The following is a 25767-nucleotide window of genomic DNA, read 5'->3' as shown; positions in this document are numbered from 1 at the left end:
CACTTTGATAACCTGGAAGTTAGCCCTCCCGTCGCTCTCACTTCGACTCCATTTGTTTTCAGTTGCTCGCTCCGGTCTTCCCTCGCCGGCGGAAGCGATCGCCTTCCGTCCGAGATCACGGCCCCTTTCGATCTGCCTCACCCCAACCTTCAATTAACTTTTGTTAACTTTTCTGAAGGTGGAGGAGGCGATCCCCCGAGGTGGGGCGCTGCCCAGTTGAGATTCGAGATCTGACAAAACCCATGGACACACAGCAGTTAACGGACGAGCAAGCCCTGATCCTCAATGAAATCGACCACGCCATCGCCCTGTTCGACCCGAGCGATCGCCTCGTCCGGTTCAACCAAAAACTCGCGGATCTCTGGGGGTTCCCCGCCGAATTCCTCGCGGCCCGACCCGACATCGAGGCACTCTGCGCCGCCATCACCTCCCGGGGCCACTGGTCCGAGGATCAGTGCGAACACCTCAAACGCACCATCGGCAACTCTCCCGGGGGGCGCCTGTCCTTCTGCATCCAACAGCACAACCAAATTTGCCTGGAAATCCAAAGCATCCCCACCCCCCAGGGCGGACGCCTGCTCACCTTCCGGGACGTCACCGACCACCGCAACACCCAACTGAACCTCAACACCGAAGTCCGGCGGCTGCGCTTTCTCCTGGGACTCAACGAACGCCTCCAGGACCTCGACAACCTGCAAGAGATCGCCCAATTCGCCCTCAACTACCTGATTCAAGTCATGGACGCGGCCTTCGGCGATGTCAAAGTCATCCTCGGGGAAGGCAACAACCGCGTCACCGGCATGGTGGGAAACCAAATTTCCGGCCAATTCGTGGCCACCTACGGGGAACCCGCCGTCACCGAAATGCAATCCATGTTAAATCAAGGCATCCCCCACGGCGAAGGCCTGCTGTGGGACGTGGTGGAGACGGGGCAACCCGTGTTCGTGGAAGACTACGCCAACCACCCCCAGTCCGTCCCCGCATTCCGCCACCCGGGGATCGGCAAGCTGGGAATTTTCCCCATCCCCTGCACCACCGGCCAGATCATCGGAGTCCTGACCCTCGAATCCCGGGATCTCGAAAAAATGCAGGAATATCCCCAACTCGATATGCTCTTCGCCGCCTGCCGCACCCTCGGAACGGCGATCGAACGCGCCCAGGCCCAGGAACGGCTGCGCCAGAGCAACGAAAACTTGGAGCGGGCCTCCCAACTGAAATCGGAGTTTCTTGCCTCCATGTCCCACGAACTCCGCACCCCCCTCAACAGCATTTTGGGCTTCTCCGATCTGCTCAAACGCAAAACCGCCGGGGAACTCAATACGCGCCAGATCAACCAGGTGCAGTTTATCGAAAAAAGCGGCAAGCACCTGTTGCAGCTCATCAACGACATCCTCGACCTCTCCAAAATCGAATCCGGCAAAACCGAGTTGAACCTGGAATCGGTCAACATCCACCAACTGTGCAGCGAGTGCCTGAAAATGATCCAACCCCGGGCCGAAAAAAAATGTCTGGCCCTCTCGTTGGAGTTAGATTATCGCATCACCGAGGTTTTACTCGACGAGCGGCGGGTGCGCCAAATTTTGATCAACCTGCTCTCCAACGCGGTGAAATTCACCCCGGAAGGGGGAAAGGTGCGGTTGAGCGGACAACTGGCCTACGGGGCGCAGATGGAGGGAGATTACCGCCCCGATCGCTCTCCGGTCAACGAGAGCACTCCCTATTTGTGCCTGGAAGTGCTCGACTCCGGCATCGGTATCCCTGAAGATCGCTGGCATCTGCTGTTCCAACCCTTCCAACAGATCGACTCGTCCCTGACGCGCCGCCACGAGGGGACGGGATTGGGGTTGGTGCTCACCAAGCGTCTGGCCGAACTGCACGGGGGGACTGTCTCGTTGCAGACCCGGGTTGACGAGGGGAGCCGGTTCCGGGTGTGGCTGCCGCTGACGGAAATGCGGCAGGAATTGGCAAAAAGCCCCCCTTCCGAGATGGAGACTTATCAAACTGCCGGACCGATGCCCGAGTTGAAAAAGGGAAATACCCCCCGGATGTTGGTGGTGGAGGATCAACCGTTCAATCAGTTGTTGATTTCTGAGATGTTGGAATTGCAGGGGTATCAGGTGGAATTGATCGCCGACGGCCAGACGATGTTAGATTTGATTCATTCCCCCCTGGTGAAAGCCGGGACGTTGCCGGATCTGATTTTGATGGACATTCAACTGCCGGAGATCGACGGGTTTGAACTGATGCGGGAATTGAAGCGGCATCCGGTTTGGAAGGCGGTCCCGGTGGTGGCGGTGACGGCGATGGCGATGCCGGGGGACCGCGATCGCTGTTTGGAGGCCGGGGCGATCGCTTATTTGAGCAAACCGCTGGATGTGGAAACGGCGTTGAAGACGGTGAAAGGCTTGCTCGACGGCGACTGAGGACAGCCGCTCCGGACAATTCTCAGGATCGTTACAATTTCCGTAGGTGAGGATCGGTTCGATCTCAATTTTTCACCGGTCAACAGGGGTATCTGCCGAAAAGATAAAATTAAATAGAGCCGATATCGCGATCGATTTTGCCGTCCGGCAGGTCGTCAAACTTCCCTATTCCCCGAACAGTTACCCCCCCAACCCCATGTCTGAAACACAGTCGCACATTCTCCTGGTCGATGACGAACCGGCCAATTTGGTGTTATTGGAAGAGTTATTAATTTCGGAGGGTTACAGCACCGACCTGGCTGAGTCGGGACTCGAAGCTTTGGAACTCGCCCACAAGTCGCCGCCGGATTTGGTGTTGCTGGATATTATGATGCCGGATATGGACGGGTTTGAAATTTGCGAAAAACTTCGGAAAGATAGCCGGTTGCAGACGATCCCGATCATTTTTTTGACGGCTTTGGATGACGACCAGTCCCGGTTGAAAGGGTTGGAGACAATGGGGGACGATTACATTACCAAACCGTTTAACAGCGAACTGTTGTTGGCGAAAATTACCAATATTTTGAAGCTCAATAAAATGCGATCGCGGACGAATCAGGTGCAGTTGCAGCGGCAGGTTCAAGAACAAAACCGGCGGCAACTGTCCGCGGCTTGGCAGATCAACGAATATCTGTCGGACAAATTTCAACTCTTCGTCCCCCAGCAATTTTTAAAACGCATCGCCCCCGAAGGGGTGGAGTCGATCCAGTTGGGAAATGTGACGGAGGAGGAACTGACGGTTCTGTTTTGCGATATTCGCGGCTTTACGGCGATCGCGGAATCTCAACAGGCGCGAGAAACCTTTGAATGGTTGAATGCATTTTTCAACCAGATGAGCCGCTGTATTTCCACCCACAACGGATTCATCGACAAGTATTTGGGAGACGCGATCATGGCGGTTTTTGATCGCCCAAACGATCACGCGACGGACGCTTTTAATTCGGCTTTGATGATGAAACAGAGTTTGCGGGAATTCAACCGCGATCGCCGCCAATTTAAAATCCAAAAACCGATCCGCATTGGCATCGGCATCGACACCGGCATCGGCATGATCGGCACTCTGGGATCGGAATATCGCATGGATTCTACCGTCATCGGAAATATCGTCAATACCGCCTCCCGTTTGGAGGGACTGACCAAAGTTTACGGATGCCACATCATCGCCAGTAAAGTGGCGGTAGAAACCGCAGAATCCATGACAGATAGACAAGCAAAATCAAACTTTTTTTATACTCGCTGGATTGATCGCGTAACCCCCCGAGGTAAAACCCAACCTTTGGAAATTTACGAACTGCTCGGAAGTCGAAATTATCCCATTTCCGAAACCAAAATTCGCACCCGCCCTTTATTCGATCGCGCCACCCAAGCTTGGAGAAACAGCCGGATTGAAGAAGCGTTAGAATTATTTGAAGCGATCATTGCTAAAAATCCCTCGGATCAAGTAGCCCGATATTACATCCGCCGATGTGGCGAAGCACTGGCGACAACCCCCTCAGATGCCAACAATTAATCATTAATAATTAATAATTGTTAATCGTTTTCAGATTCTTTAATCTTTTTTTTATTAATGCGCGGATCTCCCCCGGTGCGAACGTTGTGGCGAAAAGGGGTCGGTTCAAATGTTTTGACAAACGTTATATTAAAAGAGTGAGGAGTCCGGAGCAAAAAAGAACCGTCGGTTCCGTCGGTTCCCCGTGTAGGAGGCTCACCCCATGTTAGACTTCGGCAGTTGGCAAGCGGACGAATTATATTCGACTGTCAATTCGGATGCCGCGATCGCCCCAGAAAATCACCTCTCGCCACCCATTCCATCCGCACCGTCGGAAGAGACGCCATTGATTTTTCCGCCGGACGACCCCGCCGAGATTGGGTTGCGATCGCCCCAAATTTTCTCCCCGGAACCGACCGTTTCTTCCACCGACGGCGGGGAAACTCTCCCAGACTCCGCCGCCGATCCCCTCACGGGTTCAAATTCCGAAACCGGACGGCAAAGCAGTTTTTATGGGTACGATTCCTTACTCGGCATCGTGGACTTGGGCGATCTGAACGGCACGCAAACCGTCGGCGACTCGGTGGGCTATTTCGACTCGGGAGATATTTACCGTTTCACCCTGGCGACTCCCGCCGATTTCCGCCTGGTTTTGGAGGGGTTGAGTGCGGATGCGGACGTGGAACTGAGCCGGGATTTTAACGCCAACGGTCGGGTCGATTACGGAGAAGCGATCGCGGGTTCTTACCATTGGTTTAATCGCCCGGAATTGATCGAAGCCAACCTCGAACCCGGAACCTATTTTGTCAACGTCTATCCCTACCAAGGAACGACTGCCTACAATCTCACCTTATCCGCGACACCGACATCGAATCACCTTCACGCCGGTTTTAACAGCCGCTACGGATACGGCTTGGTGAATGCCTCCGCCGCCGTTGCCGGTGCGATCGCCTCCCCCGCCCCCTTACAGGAGGTTCCCGATCGCTTCGGGGACAACTGGGGACTCGACACCATCGGCGCCCCGGAAGTCTGGAACGCCGGCTACACCGGAACCGGAGTGGTCGTCGCCGTCATCGATAGTGGCGTGGACTACACCCACCCGGATTTGGCGAACAATATCTGGCACAATTCGGATGAAATTCCCGGTAACGGCATCGACGACGACGCAAACGGGTTTGTTGACGACGCGATCGGCTGGGACTTCGTAGACGGCGATCGCGATCCGATGGATGCGATCGGCCACGGGACCCACATCGCCGGAACCATCGCCGCCGCCGGTGACGGATTCGGAATCACCGGAGTCGCACCCGGCGCCCAAATCATGCCCGTCCGCGTCCTCGACAGCGAGGGCGCCGCCGCACCCAACGAGGTGGCGACGGGAATTTACTACGCCGTCGATAACGGTGCCGACATCATCAATCTCAGCCTGGGGGGAAATTTTCCCTCGCCGCCGGAAGAACGGGCGATCGAATTTGCGGTGGAACGGGGAGTCGCGGTGGTGATGGCCGCCGGTAACAGCTACAGTTCCGCCCCCGCCTATCCCGCCTACTACGCCAAAGACAACGGCATCGCGGTGGGGGCCGTGAATTCCGCCGGAAATTTGGTCAGTTTTTCCAACCGCGCCGGGGAGGTTCCCCTCGACTATGTCGGCGCCCCCGGACAGGCCATTTATTCGACCACGCCAAACAACACCTACAGTTGGTATGACGGAACCTCGATGGCGACACCCCACGTCTCCGGCACGGCGGCATTGATGTTGAGTGCCAATCCCGGTTTGAGTGTCGAACAGGTGGAAAGCATTCTGATCGAAACCGCCAATCCCGATGCGGTGTTGGGGTGAGGGTGCGGGGAAAGTGAAAAGTGAAAAGTGAAAAGTGAAATTTTCCCGACTCCCTATCCCCTATCCCCTTCAAACCAACCAATTTCGCAACTTGGCGGAACCGAAATCGATCGCGGACGTTGCCACGATCAAAATAATCAGAATGGCGCAAACTTTCTGATAGTCGAAGGCTTGGAAACTTTGGTAGAGGGAAACCCCGATGCCGCCTGCGCCGACGATTCCCAAAACGGAGGCGGAACGGACGTTGGATTCAAAGCGGTACAATACAAAAGAAGTCCACAGCGGCATCACCTGGGGCACCACGCCGAACAGGATTTCTTGGATGTTATTCGCCCCCGTGGCGCGGATGCCCTCCACCGGACCCGGATCGATGGATTCGACGGCTTCGGAAAACAGTTTTCCGAGGGCTCCCGCCGTGCTGACACTCAACGCCAGCACCCCGGCAAAGGGACCCAAACCGACGGCGACGACGAAGATGAGGGCGAACACCATTTCGTTGATCGCCCGCATGGCATCCAAGAGGCGCCGCATGGGTTGGACGATCCAGATCGGGCAGATATTTTCCGAGGCAAAAATCGCCAGGGGAACGGCGACGATCGCGGCGATTAACGTCCCCCAAATTCCCATCGAAATGGTGATAATCGTATCTTCTAAGTAAATTCTCCAATCGGAGAAGTCCGGGGGGAAATAACCGGCGATGTAGGTCGCCATGTTGCCGCTGTTTTCCGCCAAGACGGCAACGTTTATCTCGCTTTGGATGAAGGAAAAAATTAAAATCGCGATCGCCATCAGCCCGAAGAAAATGCGGACTCCCGTTACCCGCTTTTCTTCTTTTTCGAGCATCTCTAAAACGGCTGGAGAGGCTTCCAATTGCAGGGATGTTTGGGAGGAATCGAAACGACTTGAAGAACCGTTCATTTTGAGTTAATATAAAATCAGTGTTGGTTGGGCTTCAGCCCCGTTTCGGTGGCCCTAAAGCGCAACAACGGGTTGATATAGCGCTGTGCGAGCCGCGTAGTTACACAGCGGATGGGTGAGAATTGTCAATCCCCCGACTCCCCACTCCCGACTCCCGACTCCCGTTTCTAGACCTTGTAACTACACGATCGCGCACTGCTATAAGTGGTTGGGTTCGGGGGTTCCAATCGTCTTATTGCAGGGCTTCCAATTTCTGCCGAAGTTGCGTCAATTTTTGCTCCCTCGTCGCTGCGTCGATCTTCTCGTCCGACTGGACTTCCAAGATTTCCTTGCCAACTTCCAATTCGCGGATGGGGTTCCAATCCGCATCTCCGGCCGGAACGAAACCAGACCACTCCAACGGACCGAGAATCTGTTCGTCTTGATAATTATAGAAGAAATCCCGAATTTTTTGTTTCATTTCTTCCGGCAAATCCTTGCGGTAGGCGATCGGATCGCTGGGGATTTCTACGGAAGTCCAAATGATTTCGATATTTTTACGGGCTTCCGGAGCGGTTTTTTCCAGACGACTGAGGGATTCGCTGTTGTTGGTTGCCACATCGACCTGATTGTTTGCCACCGCCAAAGCCGTCGCCTCGTGACTTCCCGAAAAGACGAGTTTTTCAAAGGCTTTCTTGGGGTTGACATCATTTTTTGCAAAAACGTAATAACTGGGAACTAAGAAACCGGATGTGGAGTTTGGATCGTTAAATGCGAAAGTCAATTTATCCGCATTTTCTATCACATATAAATCTCCCTTCCCGTCTTTGATTTCGCCGACGATCGGGTTATCCTTATTTGCGATCAGGTGGGCATAGTACCCCTGGGAGCCGTCGAGGGCGACGGTGCGGGCGAAGGCTTCGGCATTAGCCATTTTCGCCGCTCCGATATAGGATTTTCCACCCAGCCAAGCCAGGTGAACTTTCCCGAAGCGCATGGCTTCGATTACCCCGGCGTAGGAGGTGGCGTAGGAGGCTTTGACGGGGATTCCTAGTTCTTCGGACATCGCCGCTACGAAGGGTTCCCAGAGCGGTTTTTGATTGGCTTGGGACTCGGTGGAAATGATGCCAAATTCCAGGGTTTTCAGGTCGGGGTCGAGGGCGGAAACATTGGTCGCTTTGGCGGTTTCCGTGGCTTCTGTCCCGGTTTTACCGTCCGCTGCCGGGGTCGTTGAGGTCGAGTTGGAAGAACAACTCGCCAGCAGTTTTGCACCGGCGGCGGAGAAAACAAATAGAGAAGTTGATTTTAAAAAATTTCGTCTGTCCATAGGATACAGTTGGGATTGAATAAATAAGTGGAAATGGAAAACCGAAAAAGGCTCGTTTGGGGGCGACTTTATTTCAATTCTCCGTGTCCGCTCAGGACGAGTTCTTGGGCCGCCGTGCCGTACAGGCGGTTGAGTTCGGTGTCGTCGAGGGCCGTTGTCGGGCCATCGAACATCACCGCCCCGTCTTTGAGGGCGACCGATCGCACAAAATAGCGGCGCACCATCTGCACTTGGTGCAGGGAGGCGATCACCGTGATGCCGTGGGTGCGGTTGAGGTCGCCGAGTAGCTGCATCACCCGGTGGGCCGACTCCGGGTCGAGGGAAGCGATCGGTTCGTCGGCGAGGATAATTTTGGCACCCTGAACCAAACATCGGGCGATCGCCACCCGCTGCTGTTGACCCCCGGACAGTTGGGAGGCCCGCTGGTAGGCCTGTTCCAAAATCCCCACCCGTTCCAAGGCGGAAAGGGCGGCTTGTTTTTCCGCCGGGGTGAACAGGCGGAGTGCCGAACGGGCCAGGGAAATGCGGGACAAATTCCCCACCCAGACATTTTCAATGGCGGTGAGTCGTTTGACCAAATTGAACTGCTGAAAAATGCAGCCGATCTGACTCCGCAGGTGCCGCACCTTAGAATGGAATCGGCCGTCGGTTTGCAAGGGCATCCCGAAGATTTCCACCCGGCCGCGATCGCCCCGTTCCAAGCCGTTGAGGTGGCGCAACAAGGTGGATTTTCCCGAGCCGGAAGCCCCCACCAACGCCACCATTTCGCCCGATCGCACTGTCACGTCAATCCCCTGAAGGGCGACCTTTCCCTTGAAGCTCTTGGTCAGATCGAGCGTCTCGACCGCCGTGCCGGTATTGATATTCAATGTACCGTTACCCCCACTGTCTGTCATCAATAGTCTGCAAGGTTGAATTTAAGGAATTGTGAGCTTTAGATTATTATCCGGTTAAATTTCTCCGGTGTCATCCGGGGGAATCACCCGGGCGATGACCTGCGATCGCCGCAACTCCTCCGACAAATGATAGACCTGGTGCTCGAACAGCAGCCGGGGCAAGATCGCGGGTAAATCCGCCATCAAATTCCGGGCCACATTTAACGGACATCCGCAGATGCGGACGATCGCATTTGCCCCTTCAAATACCGCTCCCGACGTCAGAGCTTTTTCGATGCGAATTCGCCAGCGGGGGACGGTGAGAAATATCCCCTCCTCCACGGCCCGCAACCCCTCCATCGTCGCCAACACCACCATGCGATCGCCGACCGCCAACTGGATCTCGTCCGGCGGCATCAACCGGGGCGACTGGGAACCCCGCCGGTGCCAAATCGGCACCACGCCGTAACCGTAGGCCACCTCCCCCAACAGCAACTCGTTGAGCGTGTCCCCCGCCTCGATTTCGTACTCCGTCACCAAAACGGTGCGATCGCCCAACCGGAACAAATCCAGGATATTTTCCCCGAACGCCGCCCCCGCAAACGCCTCCGCCGTCACCCCGTAGGCGCAAATGACGTGAGTCCCCGGCAGCAGGTGATTCAAACTGTCGGTGAGACTCTGTTCCTCCGTCCGGATCGCCAAATGGCAGTTGGGATTCGCCGAACGGGCCATCAAGCTGATTTCCAGATTCAACATCTCGTCGTCCGTCACCACCACCACGCTGCGGGCCGCGGCCAGATTCACCCGACTCAGGGTTTCTTTGAGATTGCCCGTGACGATGGGAATAGCCGGCAAAACCGCCGGGTCGAACTGGGGGTTGAACGTGATGCCCACCACCGGCTGTCTGAACTCCTGCAGGAGCCTCACCACCCGCTGTCCGACCCGCCCCAACCCGACAACGATCGCGTGATCGTGGGTGGGAATCGGGGGGCGGCGGCGGGTGAGTTGAAATCGGCTACTCAGCATCGCCTGGGTGAGCAAAGCGTACAACACCCCCACCAACGCCGTCCCCACCAGGGTGAGGAGGAAGGCGAAAAACTGCAGCCACCCGGGGACGGCCGGATCGATTTGAAAATCCCCGAATAATTCGGCGTATTCGCCCAGCAACAGGACGGCGACCCCGTAGAACGCCCCCACCAGGCTGGCATCCGGATAGAAGCGGTAAAATAGGGCGGTTCCCAGGACGAGCAGCGCCGCCACGAAAGCCAGACACACGATCGCCACCGGGCTGACGGACTGCTCCCGGTTTCCCTCCCACAGTTCCACCAACCGAGGGCGCAACTCCCGCCACCGGGGAAACTGAAACCATTTCCACCGCCATCGCCGGGGAGAATCTGGATTGGCGGATTCAAAGTGGGGGCGATCGACCACTTCGATATAGATCACCGTATCGCCCGGTTGCAGTTCGGCTTTCGGTGCCCAGTCGTGCAGGGACTCTTGGGGGCGATCGTCGTCCCGGGTGTGGCGCAAAATCCGCCGGGTGCGGCCGTTGAGTTCCCGCAGTGACGTTCGATAACACCAGCGATCGCCCGGGACGATCTGCCGCCGGACGACTTGCACTCGCAACCCGTCTAACTGGAAAAATCCCAAAATGTCCGTTCCCAGGGCCGCCAATGCGAAGGCCGGGGCGGGGAGTTGGGTGGGTTCAAAGGCGACGAAGTTGCCCAGATGTTCGCCCAACAACTGATTGAAATTTTCTTTCGCAGAGCGCACCACCAACCGGGCGCGGGGATTGATTTTGCGGATCGCCAGGGCGGTTTCGGCGTTCATCCGTTCCTGACTCGTCACGATCAGCACCGCCCGACATTGGCGGATGTCCGCCCGTTCCAAAACCGACCCTTGGCGGGCGTCGCCGACGATCAACCGGTCCAACAATTCCGGCAGGCGGGGGATTTCCCAGTGTTCGGGTTCGGCGAGGTTGATGCCGTTGACCCGGACTCCAAATTCTTTCAGGGCGACCACGCAATGTTGGCCGAGGCTGCCTAAACCGCAGACTAAAAAGCGATCCCGTGGATTGGAATTCACCGTTTCGACTGGCTCACACCCCCTCGTCCACTTGCAGGGTCCGACAGGAAATCCGGCGCATTTCGATCGCTTCGGATGAGACGGCATAGAAGATTTTGAGATGGGATTCCCCTGTTGCCTCGAATAGGAAAATTTGGCCGGGAAATACGATCCGCTCGAATGGGTCACATCCGGGATCGTCCATCCGCAAAATCTCAATTGTGGATGTCCGGTTCTGATAGCTGCACAGCACTTGGGTCGGGCTGCTGATTTTGGGGCGATCGCTCGAGATCATGGTGGAAGTTATCTGGTTTTTTTATAAGAGTGGAAATGGCCGAGAATTTGGGTCTGGGGTGCGGGAAAAAATCGATAATTATCTATTATCGGTTATCGACGACCGATTCATTTTCTCCACACCCGGCCTCCCAGCCTCATCCTCGGGTCGGGAGCCCCAAGATAGGAGCCCGATCCTGTTTCCATCAAAACACAAGGACTTGACATTGACAGTTAAAATCTGGTTAAATGTTAGCTTTGTGTTGAATATGGCGAAGGAAAGGTGAAGGTTTGGGGCGATCGCGGGCGATATCAGATGGGAAAGGCTTTTCACGGCTTCGAGGTTCCCGGTGCCGGGGTCGGCGATTACCGCCAGAGGTTAACAACTGGCGATCGAGTTGACCAGTGAATATCCCGGTGGTCTCCAGGGGTGGGCCGGAGGACTCAGTATTTTTCTCAAAATTGATAAAGTTTTGTAAAATCAGTTTTTGTGAATTGCTATAGTTAAGCTTGTCCTAACACCATTCTCTATTTTAGAGAGCAACCATGACAATTGAAACACAACTGAAACCCAATACATTGGGAAATTGGGCTGCTTTAGGTATTCAAAAATATCTGAACAAAGTCCTCAGCCACGAAGCCGCAGTTTTGAAAGACGAAGATCCCGAAGAATTGCACCAAATGCGGGTGGGAATGCGGCGGCTGCGGTCGGCTGCGACTGGGTTCGCCCCGGTGTTGAATTTGCCGAAAGCGGCGGGCGATCGCCCGATCGGAAAAATTGCTCGCCGCCTGGGAGAATTGCGGGATTTGGACGTGCTTTTGGAAGCGTTGAATACCCACTATTACCCCCAGCTTCCCGAACCGGAAAAAAAAGCCCTGGATGTGGTTTTATTGCAGTTAGTCAAACGCCGCCACAAGGCTTTTAAACTGGTGCGATCGACCCTGGAAGGTAAGAAGTATCAGCAGATGAAACAACAGTTGCAGCAGTGGATCGACTTTCCGCAATATACGGCGATCGAAAAACTGCCCGTCGAAGAAGTGTTGCCAGACCTGCTTCTCCCCCAAGTCAGCAAGCTGTTTTTGCACCCGGGTTGGCTGTTCGGTGTCGAACACCTCTCCGATGAAACTGAGGCGGTGGAAAACAATTCGGACGGCAATCAACCCACTCAAACCCTGTCCAAGAAAAAAGTCGAAAAACTGTTGACGGCCCACGGAGAAGTCTTGCACAGTTTGCGGAAACAGACCAAACGAGTCCGGTATTTGATGAATCTGTTCACTGATTTTTACGGCCCCACTTACGACGCCTATCTCCAGGACATGAAAGATATTCAAGAATGTTTGGGCGACATTCAAGATAGCATGGTTTTGGAAGCCGTTTTGGTGGATATTTTGGGCGACGATATCAAAAAGAACCTGCCCAAACTTGCGAATCATCTCGCCCGCAGTCGCTATCAGGCGTGGTGCAGATGGGCCCAGTTCCAGCGCCGGTATCTCAACCTCGTGATTCGCAAAGGTTTTCACTCCGCCCTGCTGCATCCCGAAGTGGAATCGAGCTAAGTTAAACGGCGCTTGAGTCGGGGCGGGATGATAGGACTTTCCTGCCCCCGCGTGTCACGCCATACTTTCCGGTCGATTTTGAGATGTCTCCCCTCGACGTTTGGGACATTGCTATTGTAGAAAGGGAAGAGGGAATAAAGAATATGTTTTTCCCACATCCCACACTCCACACCCCACCGCCGTTCGGAATCTGTCTGGTAAATAACCGGATTTGATAGTAAGATCGGATGGCAGGGTGCCATTGTCATCTCGAAGAGCCGGATTTTTATCATCTGCCCGCCCGATCGCGCCGACAGCCACTCGAACCGGAATCCTCCAGACGGCGACATCAATCCGATTCCGATCGGTTTGATCGCCCCGTCTCAAGATTGGGGAGTCGCTTTCGCGGACGATACCCATCGCGTGCCTGAAAGTTTAATTTTAATGTTGAAAACTCACCCCTTCGAGGGGGGAAGAATCCTTGGCGGCTGTTGCGGAGCCATTCCAACTGTTCAGGGTGTTGAATGTAGTCCGGGACTTCGGAACTAAGCTTTCATGCAAGTTTGAACTATTTTTCCCATCTGAAACCTATGGAAATCAACCGACAACAGGTAGAACAAGAAATCCTCAACGATTCTTCTGTTGATGATGTCTATGTGGCGATTCGCACGCCCGAAAATTCCGCTCCGGAACTGATTGCCTATATTGTCACATCCGGACGATTCGACCCCGAGAAATGGCACGTTTCCCTACAGCAGACGCTGCCCGGACACCGGTTGCCCGAAACCTACCTTCCCGTCGCCTCCATCCCTCTGACTCCCCAGGGTAAAGTTGACGAACGGGCTTTATTTGACGTGCCGGTTCTCGACCCCCATTCGGTTCGCCGGTGGGAAGAAACATTGCAGTCTGTTTCCGGCATCCGACAAGTTGCCGGGACGGTCGAAGAATGTCGGGAGAAAATTCCTCCCATTCATTTATCGGAATTATTAGATGGGTGGGAATTGAACTCGACATCCGCCCATTTACAAGGGACTCAAAAGCCGGTCGCCACCGCCCAAACTGACTCCGATGCGGAAGAGAAATCCCCATCCGTCGCCCGGGGTGAAGCCCTGCCGGTCGAGCCGGACGACCCCAAAAACCTCGGCGAAATTTTGCGGCGGACGGCCGCGCGATCGCCCCACGGGATCACCTACATTCGCGAAGATGGGTCGGAAACCAACCAATCCTATCCCGAATTGTTGGAGGCGGCGGGGCGGATTTTGGCGGGATTGAGACAACTCGGCTTAAAAGCCGGAGACAAAGCGATTTTTCAGTTCGACGACAACTCGGATTACATCCCGGCATTTTGGGGGTGCATTTTGGGGGGAATTGTCCCCGTCCCCATCGCCACCGCCGCCATCTACGAACCATCCAACGGCACCGTAAAAAAAATTTGTAATACTTGGAATCTCCTCGACAAACCCATCGTCCTGAGCAACGAAAGTTTGGCATCTAAACTGCGGGGAATGGCGGAACAGTTGAACCTGGAGGACTTTCAAATTGTCCGAATTGAATCCTTGGCAACCTGCCCGGGCGATCGCGACTATCACGACAGCCGACCCGAAGATTTGGCCGTCTTGCTCTTTACCTCCGGCAGTACGGGAGTCCCCAAAGGGGTGATGCTGACCCATCAAAACATCATCAGCAATATCGCCGCGAGTTCCAAAATCAATGATTTTACCCCGGATGATATCTCCCTCAACTGGCTGCACCTCGACCACGTGGGCAGTTTAGTCCGCTGTTCCATTCGGGATATTTACGTCGGTTCCCGACAAGTTCACGCCCCGAGTTCTTTGGTATTGGAAAATCCTCTGACGTGGTTGGATTGGATCGAAAAGTACCGGGTGACATTTGCTTGGGGACCCAACTTTTTTATGGGTTTGATCTGCGATCGCGCCGAGCAAATTCGATCCGGACGCTGGGATTTATCATCCCTCAAATCCATGCTGAGTGTGGCGGAAGCGATCGTCCCCAAAACCGCCCAGAAATTTGCCAAATTACTCGCCCCCCACGGGTTTTCCGACTCCCTCATGCACGCCGCCTGGGGAATGTCGGAAACCGGCGCCGCAGTCACCTTTTCGCACCGGTATTTACTGGCATTGTCCGCCGAGGATGCCCCCTACGTCGAAGTCGGAAAGCCGACCCCCGGATTTCAAATGCGGATCGTCGATCGCCAAGATCGGATCGTCCCGGAAGGGACGGTGGGACGCCTGCAAATTCGGGGTGCGATGGTGATCGCGAACTACTACCAAAATGCCGAACTCAACCGAGAGGCTTTTACGGAAGAGGGTTGGTTCAAAACCGGAGATTTGGGCTATCTCCGCCGGGGATGTCTCACGATTACAGGTCGGGAAAAAGATCTGATCATTATCAACGGTTTGAACCACTACAGTTATGAAATTGAAGCATTGGTCGAAGAAATTGCAGGGGTCGCGGTGTCCTACACGGCCGCCTGTGCCATTCGCGAGGCGGACGCGAACACGGACGAGCTGCTGATCTTTTTCAACCCCTCCACCTCCGAAGAAGGGCAGGTCGTCCGCATTTTCAAAGAAATCCGCAGCCATCTGGTCCGGGAATTGGGAATCGGCCCATCCTACCTGATCCCCGTGGAAAAAGAAGAAATTCCCAAAACCTCGATCGGGAAAATTCAGCGCCTGCAACTCAAACGACAATTTGAGGCGGGAGAATTCGCGGAACGGGTCAAACGGGTTGACATTTTGTTGGAAAATGAAAACACGATCCCGAACTGGTTTTATCGCCCGGTCTGGGTTCAAAAAGAAGCGGCCACCCGCGCCGATAACTTGCCGGGGGGAATCGCCCTGGTTTTCTGCGATCGCGCGGGTTTGGGGGCGGCGTTGTGTTCCGAATTTGAGGAACGCAAACATCCTTATATTGCCGTCTACGCCGGGGAAAGCTTTCAAAAAATTGATGAAAAAACGTATCGCATCAACCCGGAAGACCCCGGACACTACCGCCGACTGTTCGAGTCCGCCATCGCCAAAAATGCCGCCATTTCTCATCTCCTGCATTTGTGGACTTACGATCGCCGAACCGAAACGGACTTGACGCCGGAAGCGATCGCGGCCGCCCAAAATCTCGGCCTTTACAGCCTGCTATTTTTGGTTCAAGCCCTCGAAAAGAACGATGCCGACCGAACTTCAGTTCGACTGACCGTCATCTCCCGCCGCGGTCAAGCCACCTCTCCGAGCGACGAAATAGAAGTCGAAAAAACGCCAATTTTGGGCGCGATCGAAACCATCCCCCAAGAACTGCCGTGGCTGGATTGCCGTCACCTAGATTTGGAGGGCGAAGAGATAGCCGCCCAAGTCCGACAGGTTTGGACGGAACTGCACGTCGTCCGGCGGGAACGAGAGGTCGCCCATCGCGGCGGAAAGCGCCTGATCCCCCGCCTCAAAAGGGTGGAGATGCGCCCGGATTCTCGACGGGGAACCCCCTTTAAAAACGGAGGAATGTACCTGTTGAGCGGCGGTTTGGGGGAAATTGGCGTCGAGATTGCCAAACAGTTGCTCAACCGCCACGAGGCGCGATTGTTGTTGGTCGGACGGACGAAACTTCCCCCCCGCGAAACCTGGGCGGATGAATTGAAAAAAGACGGCAAACTCTCGCGCCAGATCCGCGCTTATTTGGAATTGGAAGAACTCCCCGGTGTCGCGCATTACGAGGCGGTCGATATCTGCGATTTCGCCCGATTAAAACAAGTCGTCGATCGCCTGTCCTCGCGGTGGGAAACTCGCCTCGACGGCATCATTCACCTGGCCCGAGTCACCCGGGAAGAATTGTGGGGGAATGAAACGCGGGAAGGTCTGGCGAAAATGCTCGCGCCAAAAGTGTGGGGGACCTCGGCATTGCATCAGTTGATAGAAAACAATCCGGATGCAATCTTTGTCAATTTTTCTTCCGTTTCCAGTATTTTTGGAACGTATCGGATGGGGGGGTATGCCGCGGCAAACCGATTTTTAGACGGATTTACCCACTATCAACGCCATCAAAAATCCTTGCGAAGTTACTGTTTTGCCTGGAGTATTTGGGAAGAAGTGGGGGCCGATCGCACCTATCAGATGCGCGATCTTTCCCGCGCCCGAGGCTACCAGACCTTGCGATCGCGCCAGGGTTTGCATTCCCTGTTCGGGGGATTGTCCCACGATTGCGATTACCTGATCGTCGGTTTGGATGGAAGCAATCCCTACATCCGCCACCGCCGGGAACGGACTCCCATCGCCACGCAAAAACTTGCCCTTTATTTTACCACAAAAGGCGGCGCGATCCCCCGGGATACCCTGGAAAATATCGCCGTCCGCGATCGCTTCGGAACGCCGATCCCCTGCCAATTCTATCGACTTGAAGAACTGCCGTTGACGGCGGCGGGCGACATCGATCGCGAAGCGTTGGAACGTCGCCAGACCGAGGGCGATCGGGTCTATCCCTCGACGGAAACCGAACGCCAAATTGCCCGGATTTGGGAGTCGATTTTGGGGGTGAGCCGGATCGCCATTCACGACAACTTCTTCGAGTTGGGCGGAACCTCTATTTTGGCCACCCAAATGATTTCGCGGATGCGTCAAGAATTGGCGATCGACCTGACCCTGCGACAGCTATTTGAATCGCCGACCGTCGCCGATTTGGTGGCACAAATTCAGACACAAATCACCCGGACGGCCCGAGCGATCGAGGCGACCGACCGCCCCGATACCATCCCCCTTTCATTCACCCAACAACGTCTCTGGTTTTTGGCTCAACTGGAACCGGAGAGTACGGCCTATCACCTTTCGGCCGTTTATCGCCTCCGAGGTTCCCTCAACCAAACCGCCTTAGAAAAAAGTTTCAACCACATCGTCGCACGCCACGAAACCCTGCGGACGGCGTTGATTTCCCGGGGGGGACAGCCGGTGCAGGTCATCTCCCCAAATCTCACCCTTCCCCTGGAGACGGTCGATCTCCGAGACCAGTCCGAAACCGAACAGAAAATCAAAATTGAGGCGGCCCTCGCCCGAACCTGCGAAACCCCTTTCAACTTCGATCGCCCCCCCCTGATGGGAACCACTCTGGTGCGTTTGAGTCCGTCGGAACACATTTTAATCGTGGCAATTCATCATATTATTTCCGACGGCTGGTCGATGGGAATTTTGATGGGAGAATTGGGGCAACTTTACGCCCACCACGATCGCGGAGAACCCCTTTCCCTCCCGGAACTCTCCGTTCAGTACGCCGATTTTGCCCTGTGGCAGCGGCGGGCGGTCGAGGGGGAAATAGCCGCTTCCCAACTCGCCTATTGGCAGGAAAAACTCGGCGGAAACCTCCCCGTTTTGGAATTGCCGACGGATTACCCCCGCCCCCCCGTGCAGACATTTTCCGGGAAAAAAGAAACGCGATCGCTCTCGCCCTCGTCGAGTCGGGCCCTGAAAACCTTCAGCCAACAGCAGGGAGTGACCCCGTTCATGACTTTGTTGGCGACCTTTCAACTGCTGTTATCCCGGCACGCCGGACAAGAGGATTTGGTGGTGGGAACTCCCATCGCCGGACGCAATCAAGTGGAAGTCGAACCCCTGATCGGCTTTTTTGTCAATACCCTCGTTTTGCGAAATCAATTGTCGGGCAATTCCCGCTTCAAAGACCTCTTGAATCAAATTCGATCCGCCACCTTGGACGCTTACGCCAATCAGGACGTGCCCTTTGAAAAACTGGTGGAAGTGTTGCATCCGGATCGGGATTTGAGTTACAGCCCCATTTTTCAGGTGTGGTTTAATTCGATCAATTTGGGCGATCGCAACCTGAAGCTTCCCGGCTTGGAGGTCGAACCGCTGACCGTCCCCGAAACCCATTCTCTATTCGACTTGAATTTTTACATCCGAGAACAGCCGGACCGTTTGAAATTGGAACTGGTTTACAACGCCGATTTGTTCGGCCGGGAGCGGATGTATCGGATGTTGGAAGCCTTCGAGTATTTGCTGGGGCAGGTGCTGGAAACCCCCGAATTGAAGGTCGATGAATTTTCCCTGCTCCCCCCTTCGGCCCGCCCCCTTCTGCCCGATCCGACCCGGCCTCCGACCGCCGCCTGGGAAGGTCCGCTGTCAACTCAGTTTTCCCAAATGGCCCGACAAATTCCCCAAAAGATAGCCGTGGCCGATGCGGAAGGAAGCTGGACCTATCAAGCGTTGGAAACCCGCAGCAATCAACTGGCCCGCGCCTTAGTTGAAGCGGGCGTCAGTCGCGAAGATATTGTCGCGATTTATGCCGACCGCGCCGCGTCCTTGGTGGCGGCAATTTTGGGGGTCTTCAAAGCCAATGCCGCCTTTTTGATTCTCGACCCCACTTATCCCGGCGATCGCCTCGTCACCTGCCTGCATCTGGCAAATCCGAAGGCGTTGATCCGACTCCCGTCCGCCCCCGATTTCCCCCCGCAACTGGCCGAGGCGACCGCCAATTTTCCCGCTTTATCTCATCTGATTTTCGATGAAAAATCGCTGGCCAATTATCCCGGCGATCCCCCCGATATCGAATCCGAACCCGATGACTTGGCTTACATCGCCTTCACCTCCGGTTCCACCGGCGTACCCAAGGGAATTCTCGGCACCCACCGCCCCCTCGCCCACTTCATCCGCTGGCACGTCCGACAGTTCCAATTGACCGCCGAAGACCGCTTCAGCTTGCTGTCCGGACTCGCCCACGACCCGCTGTTGCGGGATATTTTCACCCCCCTGACGGTGGGGGGAACGCTGGAAATTCCCAAAGCCGACGACATCTATTCACCCGACATCCTGTCGGAGTGGATGCGAAGCCGCCAAATTGGCGTCGCCCACCTGACGCCGGCCCTGAGTCAATTGCTGGCAGAAATGGGCGATCGCGCCCGACTCCCCGACCTGCGATATCTGTTTTTCGGAGGCGAAAAACTGAAAAGTCGGGATATCGAAAAAGTCCGAAAATTGGCGCCGTCGGCGACCTGCGTCAACTTTTACGGCGCCACGGAAACCCCCCAAGCCATGAGTTATTTCGTCATTCCCGAGACGGGCAAAGGTGGCAACATCCCCGTCGGCCGGGGGATCGACGGCGTGCAACTGTTGGTTTTGAACGGTCGCGGACGACTCGCCGGCATCGGCGAAATCGGAGAAATTTGCATCCGCACCCCCTATTTGGCGAAAGGATATTTGAACGATGAAACCCTGACTCGGGAACGATTTATCGAAAATCCCTTCACCCAAATTCCGGGCGATCGCCTCTACAAAACGGGAGATTTGGGATACTACCAACCCGACGGCAACGTCGAATTTTTCGGGCGCAAAGATCGCCAGGTTAAAATTCGGGGATTCCGGGTCGAAATGGGAGAAATTGAAGCCGCACTCTCTCAATATCCCCACATAGACGGGGTGGCGGTCACCTGTCGCGAATCGGAGGCGGGCGACCCCACCCTGACCGCCTACCTCGCGTCCAATTCCGCGCCCCCCGACCCCGACCGACTGCGCCAGTTTTTAAAAGGAAAACTGCCCAATTACATGATTCCCGCCACCTTCGTGAACTTGGACGCACTGCCGCTCACGCCGAATCAAAAAATTGACTATCGCGCCTTGCCGATTCCCGACTCTGTGGCGATCGCGCCCACCTCCGACTCCCTCGAACCCCGGGATGAATTGGAATTGAAACTCACGGAAATTTGGCGGCAAGTTTTGAACAATCCGGCGGTCGGCATCCGGGATAACTTTTTCGATGTCGGGGGGCATTCGTTACTCAGCGTCAAATTATTCTCCGACATTCAGGCCGCCTTCAACAAAACCCTCCCCCTGGCGACGCTGTTCCACGCGCCCACCATCGAGCGGCTGGCCGACATCCTCCGCCAGCGGGGGTGGACTCCGACTTGGAAAGCTTTGGTTCCGATTCAGCCCCGAGGTTCAAAACCGCCGATTTTTGCCGTCCACCCGCTGAAAGGTGGGGTATTTTACTACCGAGATTTGGCGCGAAATTTGGGGACCGATTATCCGTTCTACGGACTCGCCGCCCAGTTCGACCAAGAGGGGCAAATACTGCGCCGAAAAATTGAAGAGATCGCCGCTTTCTACGTTCAAGAAATCCGACAGATCCGACCGGAAGGCCCCTATTTTCTGGCGGGGATGTCCTTCGGCGGCCGGGTCGCCTTTGAAATAGCCCAACAACTGACGGCCGCCGGATGTCAAGTCGGTTTGCTGATCATGTTCGATACCACGGCTCCCGGCGCCATCAAATATTTGCCCCCCCAACATCGCATATCCGGCCACTTGCAACGCCTGTTGCGGCGGGGTCCGGGCTACCTGTGGGAGCGGGTGAAATATCGGCTCGGGTGGTTGCGGCGACAACGGCGGTCGCGTCAGGTCACGGCGGAGTTGACCCGACAGCGGAATCTGTCCATCGCCGATCAAAATTTGGCGATCGAAGCGGCCAATTTAGAGGCGATGAAAGCTCACGTCCCCCGACCTTACGCCGGTCAAATTACCCTGTTCCGGGCGGCGGACCGCCAAGCCGGCTTGGGTCGCACCATCGACCCCCAACTGGGATGGGAGGAATTGGCTCTCGGGGGAGTGGATATCATCGAGGTTCCCGGCCACCATCTGAGCATCTTAACCGAACCCAACGTGAAGATTTTGGCCGAGAAATTGCGCGATCGCATCGATCGCAGTTTGGAATCTTGACCGAGTTCGCGCGGTCCGCCGGGACTTGAAAATCCGGCGGACTGACAACTCTCAACCTAGCTGCGAAGCTGAACCGGCATCACCAGATAGGTCATCTTCAACCCCCCCAAAGGATTGAGAATCACCGGCGCCGTCGCCGCATTCAACTGTATCTGAATTTCTGAGCTGTTGAACACCTTCAACCCCTCCATCAAATACTTCACGTTGAAGGCGAGTTGCTTGGGTTCGTCGCCGGAAATTTGGGCCGGCATCGACTCCAGGGCATTTCCCACGTCCGCCGCCTCCACGGAAAGGGAAATCTCTTGATTCACCCCGTCGATCGCGCACTTGATGATATCATTTTTTTGACTTGCCAAAACCGCGATCCGTTCCAGGGCCCCCAAAAACGTGCGGCGTTCCACGTTCACCTGACTCAAAAACTGATTCGGAATCAACTGTTCGTAGGCGGGATAGGCTCCCTCCAACTTCCGCGACGTCAGGCGGCGATAGGTGTCCGAACTCTTGTCGCGATCGCCCAATTCAAACACGACTTGGGTTTCGTCGAACCGCAGCGTCACCCCCGGTGCCGGGGCGTCTTCCTCCGAGGAATGACCCGCGTGCCGCATCCCGATCATCCGCTCCACCTCCCGCAGGGCGCGGGCCGGAACCGTCACTTCAAACTCTTCGAGATCCGCGGCTTCCCCGTCCCGGACATTTTCCGTCTGCACCACCGCCAACCGGTGTCCGTCCGTGGAGGCAAACGCCAAATTGTCCGCCCCCACCTTCAGATTCACCCCCGTGAGCACCTGCTTGGTTTCGTCCGGGCTGGTGGCGAACAGGGTCCCCCGCAGGCCCTCCATCAGCGCCTCCGCCGACAGTTGGATCGTGTCTCCCTCCTCCACGAAGGGCAAATCCGGGTATTCCTCCGCCCCCATGCCCCGCACCTGGTAGCGGCCCGAACTCGAGGTCAGGGTGGCGATCGCTTCCCCCGCCTCGTCATCCACCTCGATTTCCCCTCCTGGCAACCGGGAGACGATATCGTTAAGCAGTTTCGCCGGCAGGGTGAGGGTCCCCTCCTCCTCCACCTGGGCCGGAAAACTGGTGTGAATTCCCAAACTCAGGTCGAAGGCCGTCAGACTCAACCGCTGGTTTTCCTTGTCGGCACCGACCCAAATATTCGACAAAATCGGATGGGTCGGACGGGAGGGAATGGCTCTCGAAACCCAAGATAAATTAGAACTTAACTGTTGCTGTTCTACAATTAAACGCATCGTGTCGATTTCCTATTCAGATTCCATATGTTGGGAATTTCCACCGCGCCGACGGGCGGCGGACGGTCTTTCCGGCCAATCCCCCCAGCCCGGGTGAGGGTGTAGGGTGTAGGGTGTGGGGTGTAGGGAACTGAAACCGCTTTTCTGTCAGGGTTTCAAGATTTCTTCCCCGATCCCAACTCTCAATACACTCGCTTCCCATTGCGATATCTCACCATCGGGCGGGCTCGAACATTATATAGCAGTTGGCACTCGGCGATCGGGAATCTGCCATTCGGAGCCGTCGGATTCGTCAGCCGATTCTGGCTCGATGCCTGTAGGTCAGACCCACACCCGCAAAAACGATCGCGAGTCCGAGTATGTCGCTCCCTTGAAGCGTGTCGCCAAAAGCAACCCAGGCCAGCAACATTGTGACTGGAGGACCCAGGTAGAACAGGCTGGCCACGCGGGTGGCGTCGATCCGGGCGATGAGTTGCCACATCATGCCGTATGCCCCCAGAGATACGGCCAGGACCAGCCACAACAGCGCTCCGATCAACTCGCCGTTCCACTCTGTGGCCAGACCCTCCAGCCAGATCGCCGGCAAGGTGACGGCTAACGCAGTCCCGAACCCTTGAAAAAACAGATCCAAGTCTGCGGGAAGCGACAGGTTTTCATGGGATAATTTGGCTCGCCGTTGCAAGAGACTGGCGATCGTCATCGCCATCACCGAAAGAAGCGGAATCAGATAGGCGAAGACCGATTCAAAGTCATCGAATTCGATGCGGTTTAACAGCACGACGCAGACTCCCGCAAAGCCCACGACCAAGCCGACCCATCGATGCGGTGGAGTCCGCTCGCCCGTCATCCATCCGGAAAGCGCGCCGGTGGCCAGGGGTTGCAGCGCGACCACCAGAGCGACGATGCCCGCCGGCACGCCTCGGTTCAAAGCGATCGTCGCGCAGGACAGCCAGACGCCGTGCGAAAGAATCCCGACCAGCATGGCATGACGGACGGCACCCGTGCCGGGTAAACGCAGTCGGCGGGTACGGCTGAGTGACACAGCCAGAATGAGAGTGAGTGTCCAGTATCGCCAAAACATCAAAGTAAAGGTCGGCGCATGGGGTAGGGCGTACTCCGCCCCGATAAAGCCCGAATTCCAGAGAAGAACGAAGGCGAAAGCGAGGGATGCCGTCGATCGAATCATAGTAAGCATCCGGTTTCCTCTGCTTGATTGCTAAATGTCGAGAACCATGGGCGCCAATGAATGCAAGCGGATCTGAGTCGGAGTTGCGAGGATTTTATCATTTCCGAACCGTTATGGCGTTTGCCGTACCCGCTTTGTCCGCCATTTGCGATCGCACTCGCCGGGCGCTCTTTTCCCGTCTTCCGGCTGTGGAAACTGTGGAAATTATTTCTCAATTTGAGCAGTATCAGCCGTTTCGCAGACTTCACTTCTGTGGAAAACCTGTGGAAAATCATCCGGATCGGAGCCGATTCCGGGGCAAGAAACCCGCCGTCAATGGTCGAGTTGAGCATCAATTGCACGGTTATCCACAACCTTTTCCACAGGCTGCCCGGTCACGATCGATTGCTCAAATTAATGCGATCGCTCAACCGCCGCAAAATTTGATTCAACTCCGGATCGCGATCGCGACGTTTGGTAATCTTTTCGCAGCCGTACATCACCGTCGTATGGTCTTTCCCGCCGAACAGTTCCCCAATTTTCGGCAAGCTCAGATCCGTATGCTGCCGCATCAAATACATCCCCACCTGCCGCGCCAAACTGATCTCCCGGCGTCGGGAACTCCCCTTCAAATCCTCCACCGAAACCTTGAACGTCTCCGCCACCGCCTGAATCACCGCCTCCGGCGAAGACTCTTCCACCCGTTCCGTCGGCGTCAAAACCGGGGCGATATTCTCCACCGTCATCGGCAAACCCGAGATCGAAATGTAAGCCACCGCCCGGATTAACGCCCCCTCCAGTTCCCGAATATTCGAGGTGTAGTTGGCGGCGATATACTCGATCGCCTCCCGGGGCAGACGCACGTTTTCATACTCCGCCTTTTTCTGCAAAATCGCCATCCGGGTTTCCAAATCCGGCGGCTGGATGTCGGCCACCAACCCCATCGAAAACCGCGAACACAGCCGCTCTTGCAGCCCCGGAATTTTCGTCGGCGGGCGATCGGATGCCAGCACGATCTGTTTCCCCGCTTCGTGCAGGGTATTGAAGGTGTGGAAAAATTCCTCCTGGGTGTACTCCTTCCCCTCGATAAATTGGATGTCGTCCACCAACAGCACGTCCGCCGCCCGGTAGTGGTCCCGAAAACTCTGCATACTGTCCCGGCGGATCGCCCCGATCAGGTCGTTGGTAAACTTCTCCGTCGAAACGTAAAACACCCGCGAATAGGGGTTGATTTCCAAGCGGTAGTGGCCGATCGCCTGCATCAAATGGGTTTTGCCCAACCCCACCCCCCCGCACAGGAACAGCGGGTTAAATTCCCGCCCCGGCGACTCCGCCACCGCCAAAGCCGCCGCGTGGGCCAGACGGCTGTTCGCCCCCACCACGAACCGGGAAAATACATATTTAGAGTTGAGATTGGCCGGTTTCGGATCGGGATGGGGACCCTCTGCGCCGTTACTGTTTCCGGGAGACGGCCAGATCGGGTGAGAATCGTCGGCCTTCGCCAATTCCCCCGTCCCCGTGGTGATGTAGATGTCCACGGAGTCGCCCAAAATTTCTTGCACCGCGTCCGCGATCAGATCCCGGTAATATTTTTGCAGCCAATTGCAGGCGAAAGGGTTCGGCGTGCGGATCACCAGACAATTATCTTCGAGGCGTTCCGCATTCGCGGTCTTGATCCAGGTGTCGAACGTCGGTTCGCCAAGTTGGACTTGGAGACGTTCGAGCACTCGATTCCACAGATGTTCGAGGGGAATGTCCACGGCTGACTTCTCGGGCTAGGGGTTGCTGGGCAGGGGGGAATTATAGCGCTGCGCGCGGGTGTAGGGTGTAGGGTGTAGGGTGTAGGGAATAGAAACCGCATCCCCCCCAGCCCCC

Annotated in this window: 14 protein-coding genes and 1 pseudogene; 7 read left to right on the top strand and 8 right to left on the bottom strand. The window is 55.8% G+C overall.

Going from position 1 to position 25767, the window contains the following annotated elements; genetic code table 11:
* Nucleotides 1-242 precede the first annotated feature (242 nt).
* From AC0QHF_RS13765 to AC0QHF_RS13755, 3 genes are all read left to right on the top strand, one after another.
* A complete protein-coding gene (locus AC0QHF_RS13765) occupies nucleotides 243-2423 on the top strand; it encodes a hybrid sensor histidine kinase/response regulator (protein WP_324704792.1) in 2181 nt (726 codons plus the stop codon).
* 196 nt (nucleotides 2424-2619) lie between these two features.
* The gene (locus tag AC0QHF_RS13760) at nucleotides 2620-3972 is read left to right on the top strand and encodes a response regulator (protein WP_324704791.1); all 1353 of its coding nucleotides are present in this window, start codon (nucleotides 2620-2622) and stop codon (nucleotides 3970-3972) included.
* 202 nt (nucleotides 3973-4174) lie between these two features.
* On the top strand, nucleotides 4175-5791 hold the full coding sequence (locus tag AC0QHF_RS13755) for a S8 family serine peptidase (protein ID WP_324704790.1): 1617 nt from the start codon (nucleotides 4175-4177) through the stop codon (nucleotides 5789-5791).
* A 69-nt stretch (nucleotides 5792-5860) separates the two neighbouring features.
* Here the strand turns inward: AC0QHF_RS13755 and phnE are convergent, their stop codons facing one another.
* The 5 genes from phnE to AC0QHF_RS13730 all read right to left on the bottom strand — a co-directional run bounded on the left by phnE (nucleotide 5861) and on the right by AC0QHF_RS13730 (nucleotide 11249).
* The gene (gene phnE, locus AC0QHF_RS13750) at nucleotides 5861-6709 is read right to left on the bottom strand and encodes a phosphonate ABC transporter, permease protein PhnE (RefSeq protein ID WP_324704789.1); all 849 of its coding nucleotides are present in this window, start codon (nucleotides 6707-6709) and stop codon (nucleotides 5861-5863) included.
* Between the two features lie 232 nt (nucleotides 6710-6941).
* Nucleotides 6942-8015, bottom strand: a complete 1074-nt coding sequence (phnD, locus tag AC0QHF_RS13745; RefSeq protein ID WP_324704788.1) for a phosphonate ABC transporter substrate-binding protein — start codon at nucleotides 8013-8015, stop codon at nucleotides 6942-6944.
* Between the two features lie 68 nt (nucleotides 8016-8083).
* Nucleotides 8084-8911: a phosphonate ABC transporter ATP-binding protein gene (gene phnC, locus AC0QHF_RS13740; protein ID WP_324704787.1), complete on the bottom strand. Its 828-nt coding sequence runs from the start codon at nucleotides 8909-8911 to the stop codon at nucleotides 8084-8086.
* A 54-nt stretch (nucleotides 8912-8965) separates the two neighbouring features.
* The gene (locus tag AC0QHF_RS13735) at nucleotides 8966-10975 is read right to left on the bottom strand and encodes a potassium channel family protein (RefSeq protein WP_324704786.1); all 2010 of its coding nucleotides are present in this window, start codon (nucleotides 10973-10975) and stop codon (nucleotides 8966-8968) included.
* Between the two features lie 13 nt (nucleotides 10976-10988).
* On the bottom strand, nucleotides 10989-11249 hold the full coding sequence (locus AC0QHF_RS13730) for a DUF1830 domain-containing protein (protein ID WP_324704785.1): 261 nt from the start codon (nucleotides 11247-11249) through the stop codon (nucleotides 10989-10991).
* Between the two features lie 524 nt (nucleotides 11250-11773).
* Here AC0QHF_RS13730 and AC0QHF_RS13725 point away from each other — a divergent pair.
* The 3 genes and pseudogenes from AC0QHF_RS13725 to AC0QHF_RS13715 all read left to right on the top strand — a co-directional run bounded on the left by AC0QHF_RS13725 (nucleotide 11774) and on the right by AC0QHF_RS13715 (nucleotide 21477).
* Nucleotides 11774-12784 (top strand): CHAD domain-containing protein, encoded by a 1011-nt coding sequence (locus tag AC0QHF_RS13725; RefSeq protein ID WP_324704784.1) that lies wholly within the window; start codon nucleotides 11774-11776, stop codon nucleotides 12782-12784.
* Nucleotides 12785-13353: 569 nt separating this feature from the next.
* Nucleotides 13354-16845 (top strand): annotated as a pseudogene (locus tag AC0QHF_RS13720) (AMP-binding protein); the annotation flags it as partial.
* A 111-nt stretch (nucleotides 16846-16956) separates the two neighbouring features.
* Complete coding sequence (locus AC0QHF_RS13715; RefSeq protein ID WP_375341428.1) at nucleotides 16957-21477, top strand: non-ribosomal peptide synthetase; 4521 nt, start codon at nucleotides 16957-16959, stop codon at nucleotides 21475-21477.
* A 56-nt stretch (nucleotides 21478-21533) separates the two neighbouring features.
* Here AC0QHF_RS13715 and dnaN read toward each other — a convergent pair whose 3' ends face one another.
* Both dnaN and AC0QHF_RS13705 read right to left on the bottom strand, forming a co-directional pair.
* The gene (gene dnaN, locus AC0QHF_RS13710) at nucleotides 21534-22727 is read right to left on the bottom strand and encodes a DNA polymerase III subunit beta (RefSeq protein ID WP_324704782.1); all 1194 of its coding nucleotides are present in this window, start codon (nucleotides 22725-22727) and stop codon (nucleotides 21534-21536) included.
* 292 nt (nucleotides 22728-23019) lie between these two features.
* Nucleotides 23020-23922, bottom strand: a complete 903-nt coding sequence (locus tag AC0QHF_RS13705; protein ID WP_324704781.1) for a DMT family transporter — start codon at nucleotides 23920-23922, stop codon at nucleotides 23020-23022.
* Nucleotides 23923-23973: 51 nt separating this feature from the next.
* On the opposite strand from AC0QHF_RS13705, the gene AC0QHF_RS13700 reads away from it, so the two are divergent.
* Entirely contained in the window at nucleotides 23974-24339 is a 366-nt protein-coding gene (locus AC0QHF_RS13700; protein WP_324704780.1) for a hypothetical protein, read from the top strand.
* Here AC0QHF_RS13700 and dnaA read toward each other — a convergent pair.
* Entirely contained in the window at nucleotides 24288-25652 is a 1365-nt protein-coding gene (dnaA, locus tag AC0QHF_RS13695) for a chromosomal replication initiator protein DnaA (RefSeq protein WP_324704779.1), read from the bottom strand. The genes AC0QHF_RS13700 and dnaA overlap by 52 nt on opposite strands.
* Nucleotides 25653-25767: the final 115 nt, after the last annotated feature.

The sequence above is a fragment of the Lyngbya sp. CCY1209 genome, assembly GCF_055795065.1.
The sequence above is the reverse complement of the archived record's forward strand: the minus strand, read 5'-3'. Positions and strand labels throughout refer to the sequence as shown.

Coding starts and splice junctions, on each gene's coding strand:
- AC0QHF_RS13705 (WP_324704781.1), bottom strand. CDS start 23,922: ATGCTTACTATGATTCGATCGACGGCATCCCTCGCTTTCGCCTTCGTT.
- AC0QHF_RS13730 (WP_324704785.1), bottom strand. CDS start 11,249: ATGATCTCGAGCGATCGCCCCAAAATCAGCAGCCCGACCCAAGTGCTG.
- phnE (WP_324704789.1), bottom strand. CDS start 6,709: ATGAACGGTTCTTCAAGTCGTTTCGATTCCTCCCAAACATCCCTGCAA.
- dnaN (WP_324704782.1), bottom strand. CDS start 22,727: ATGCGTTTAATTGTAGAACAGCAACAGTTAAGTTCTAATTTATCTTGG.
- AC0QHF_RS13725 (WP_324704784.1), top strand. CDS start 11,774: ATGACAATTGAAACACAACTGAAACCCAATACATTGGGAAATTGGGCT.
- AC0QHF_RS13755 (WP_324704790.1), top strand. CDS start 4,175: ATGTTAGACTTCGGCAGTTGGCAAGCGGACGAATTATATTCGACTGTC.
- AC0QHF_RS13700 (WP_324704780.1), top strand. CDS start 23,974: ATGCAAGCGGATCTGAGTCGGAGTTGCGAGGATTTTATCATTTCCGAA.
- AC0QHF_RS13765 (WP_324704792.1), top strand. CDS start 243: ATGGACACACAGCAGTTAACGGACGAGCAAGCCCTGATCCTCAATGAA.
- AC0QHF_RS13760 (WP_324704791.1), top strand. CDS start 2,620: ATGTCTGAAACACAGTCGCACATTCTCCTGGTCGATGACGAACCGGCC.
- phnC (WP_324704787.1), bottom strand. CDS start 8,911: ATGACAGACAGTGGGGGTAACGGTACATTGAATATCAATACCGGCACG.
- phnD (WP_324704788.1), bottom strand. CDS start 8,015: ATGGACAGACGAAATTTTTTAAAATCAACTTCTCTATTTGTTTTCTCC.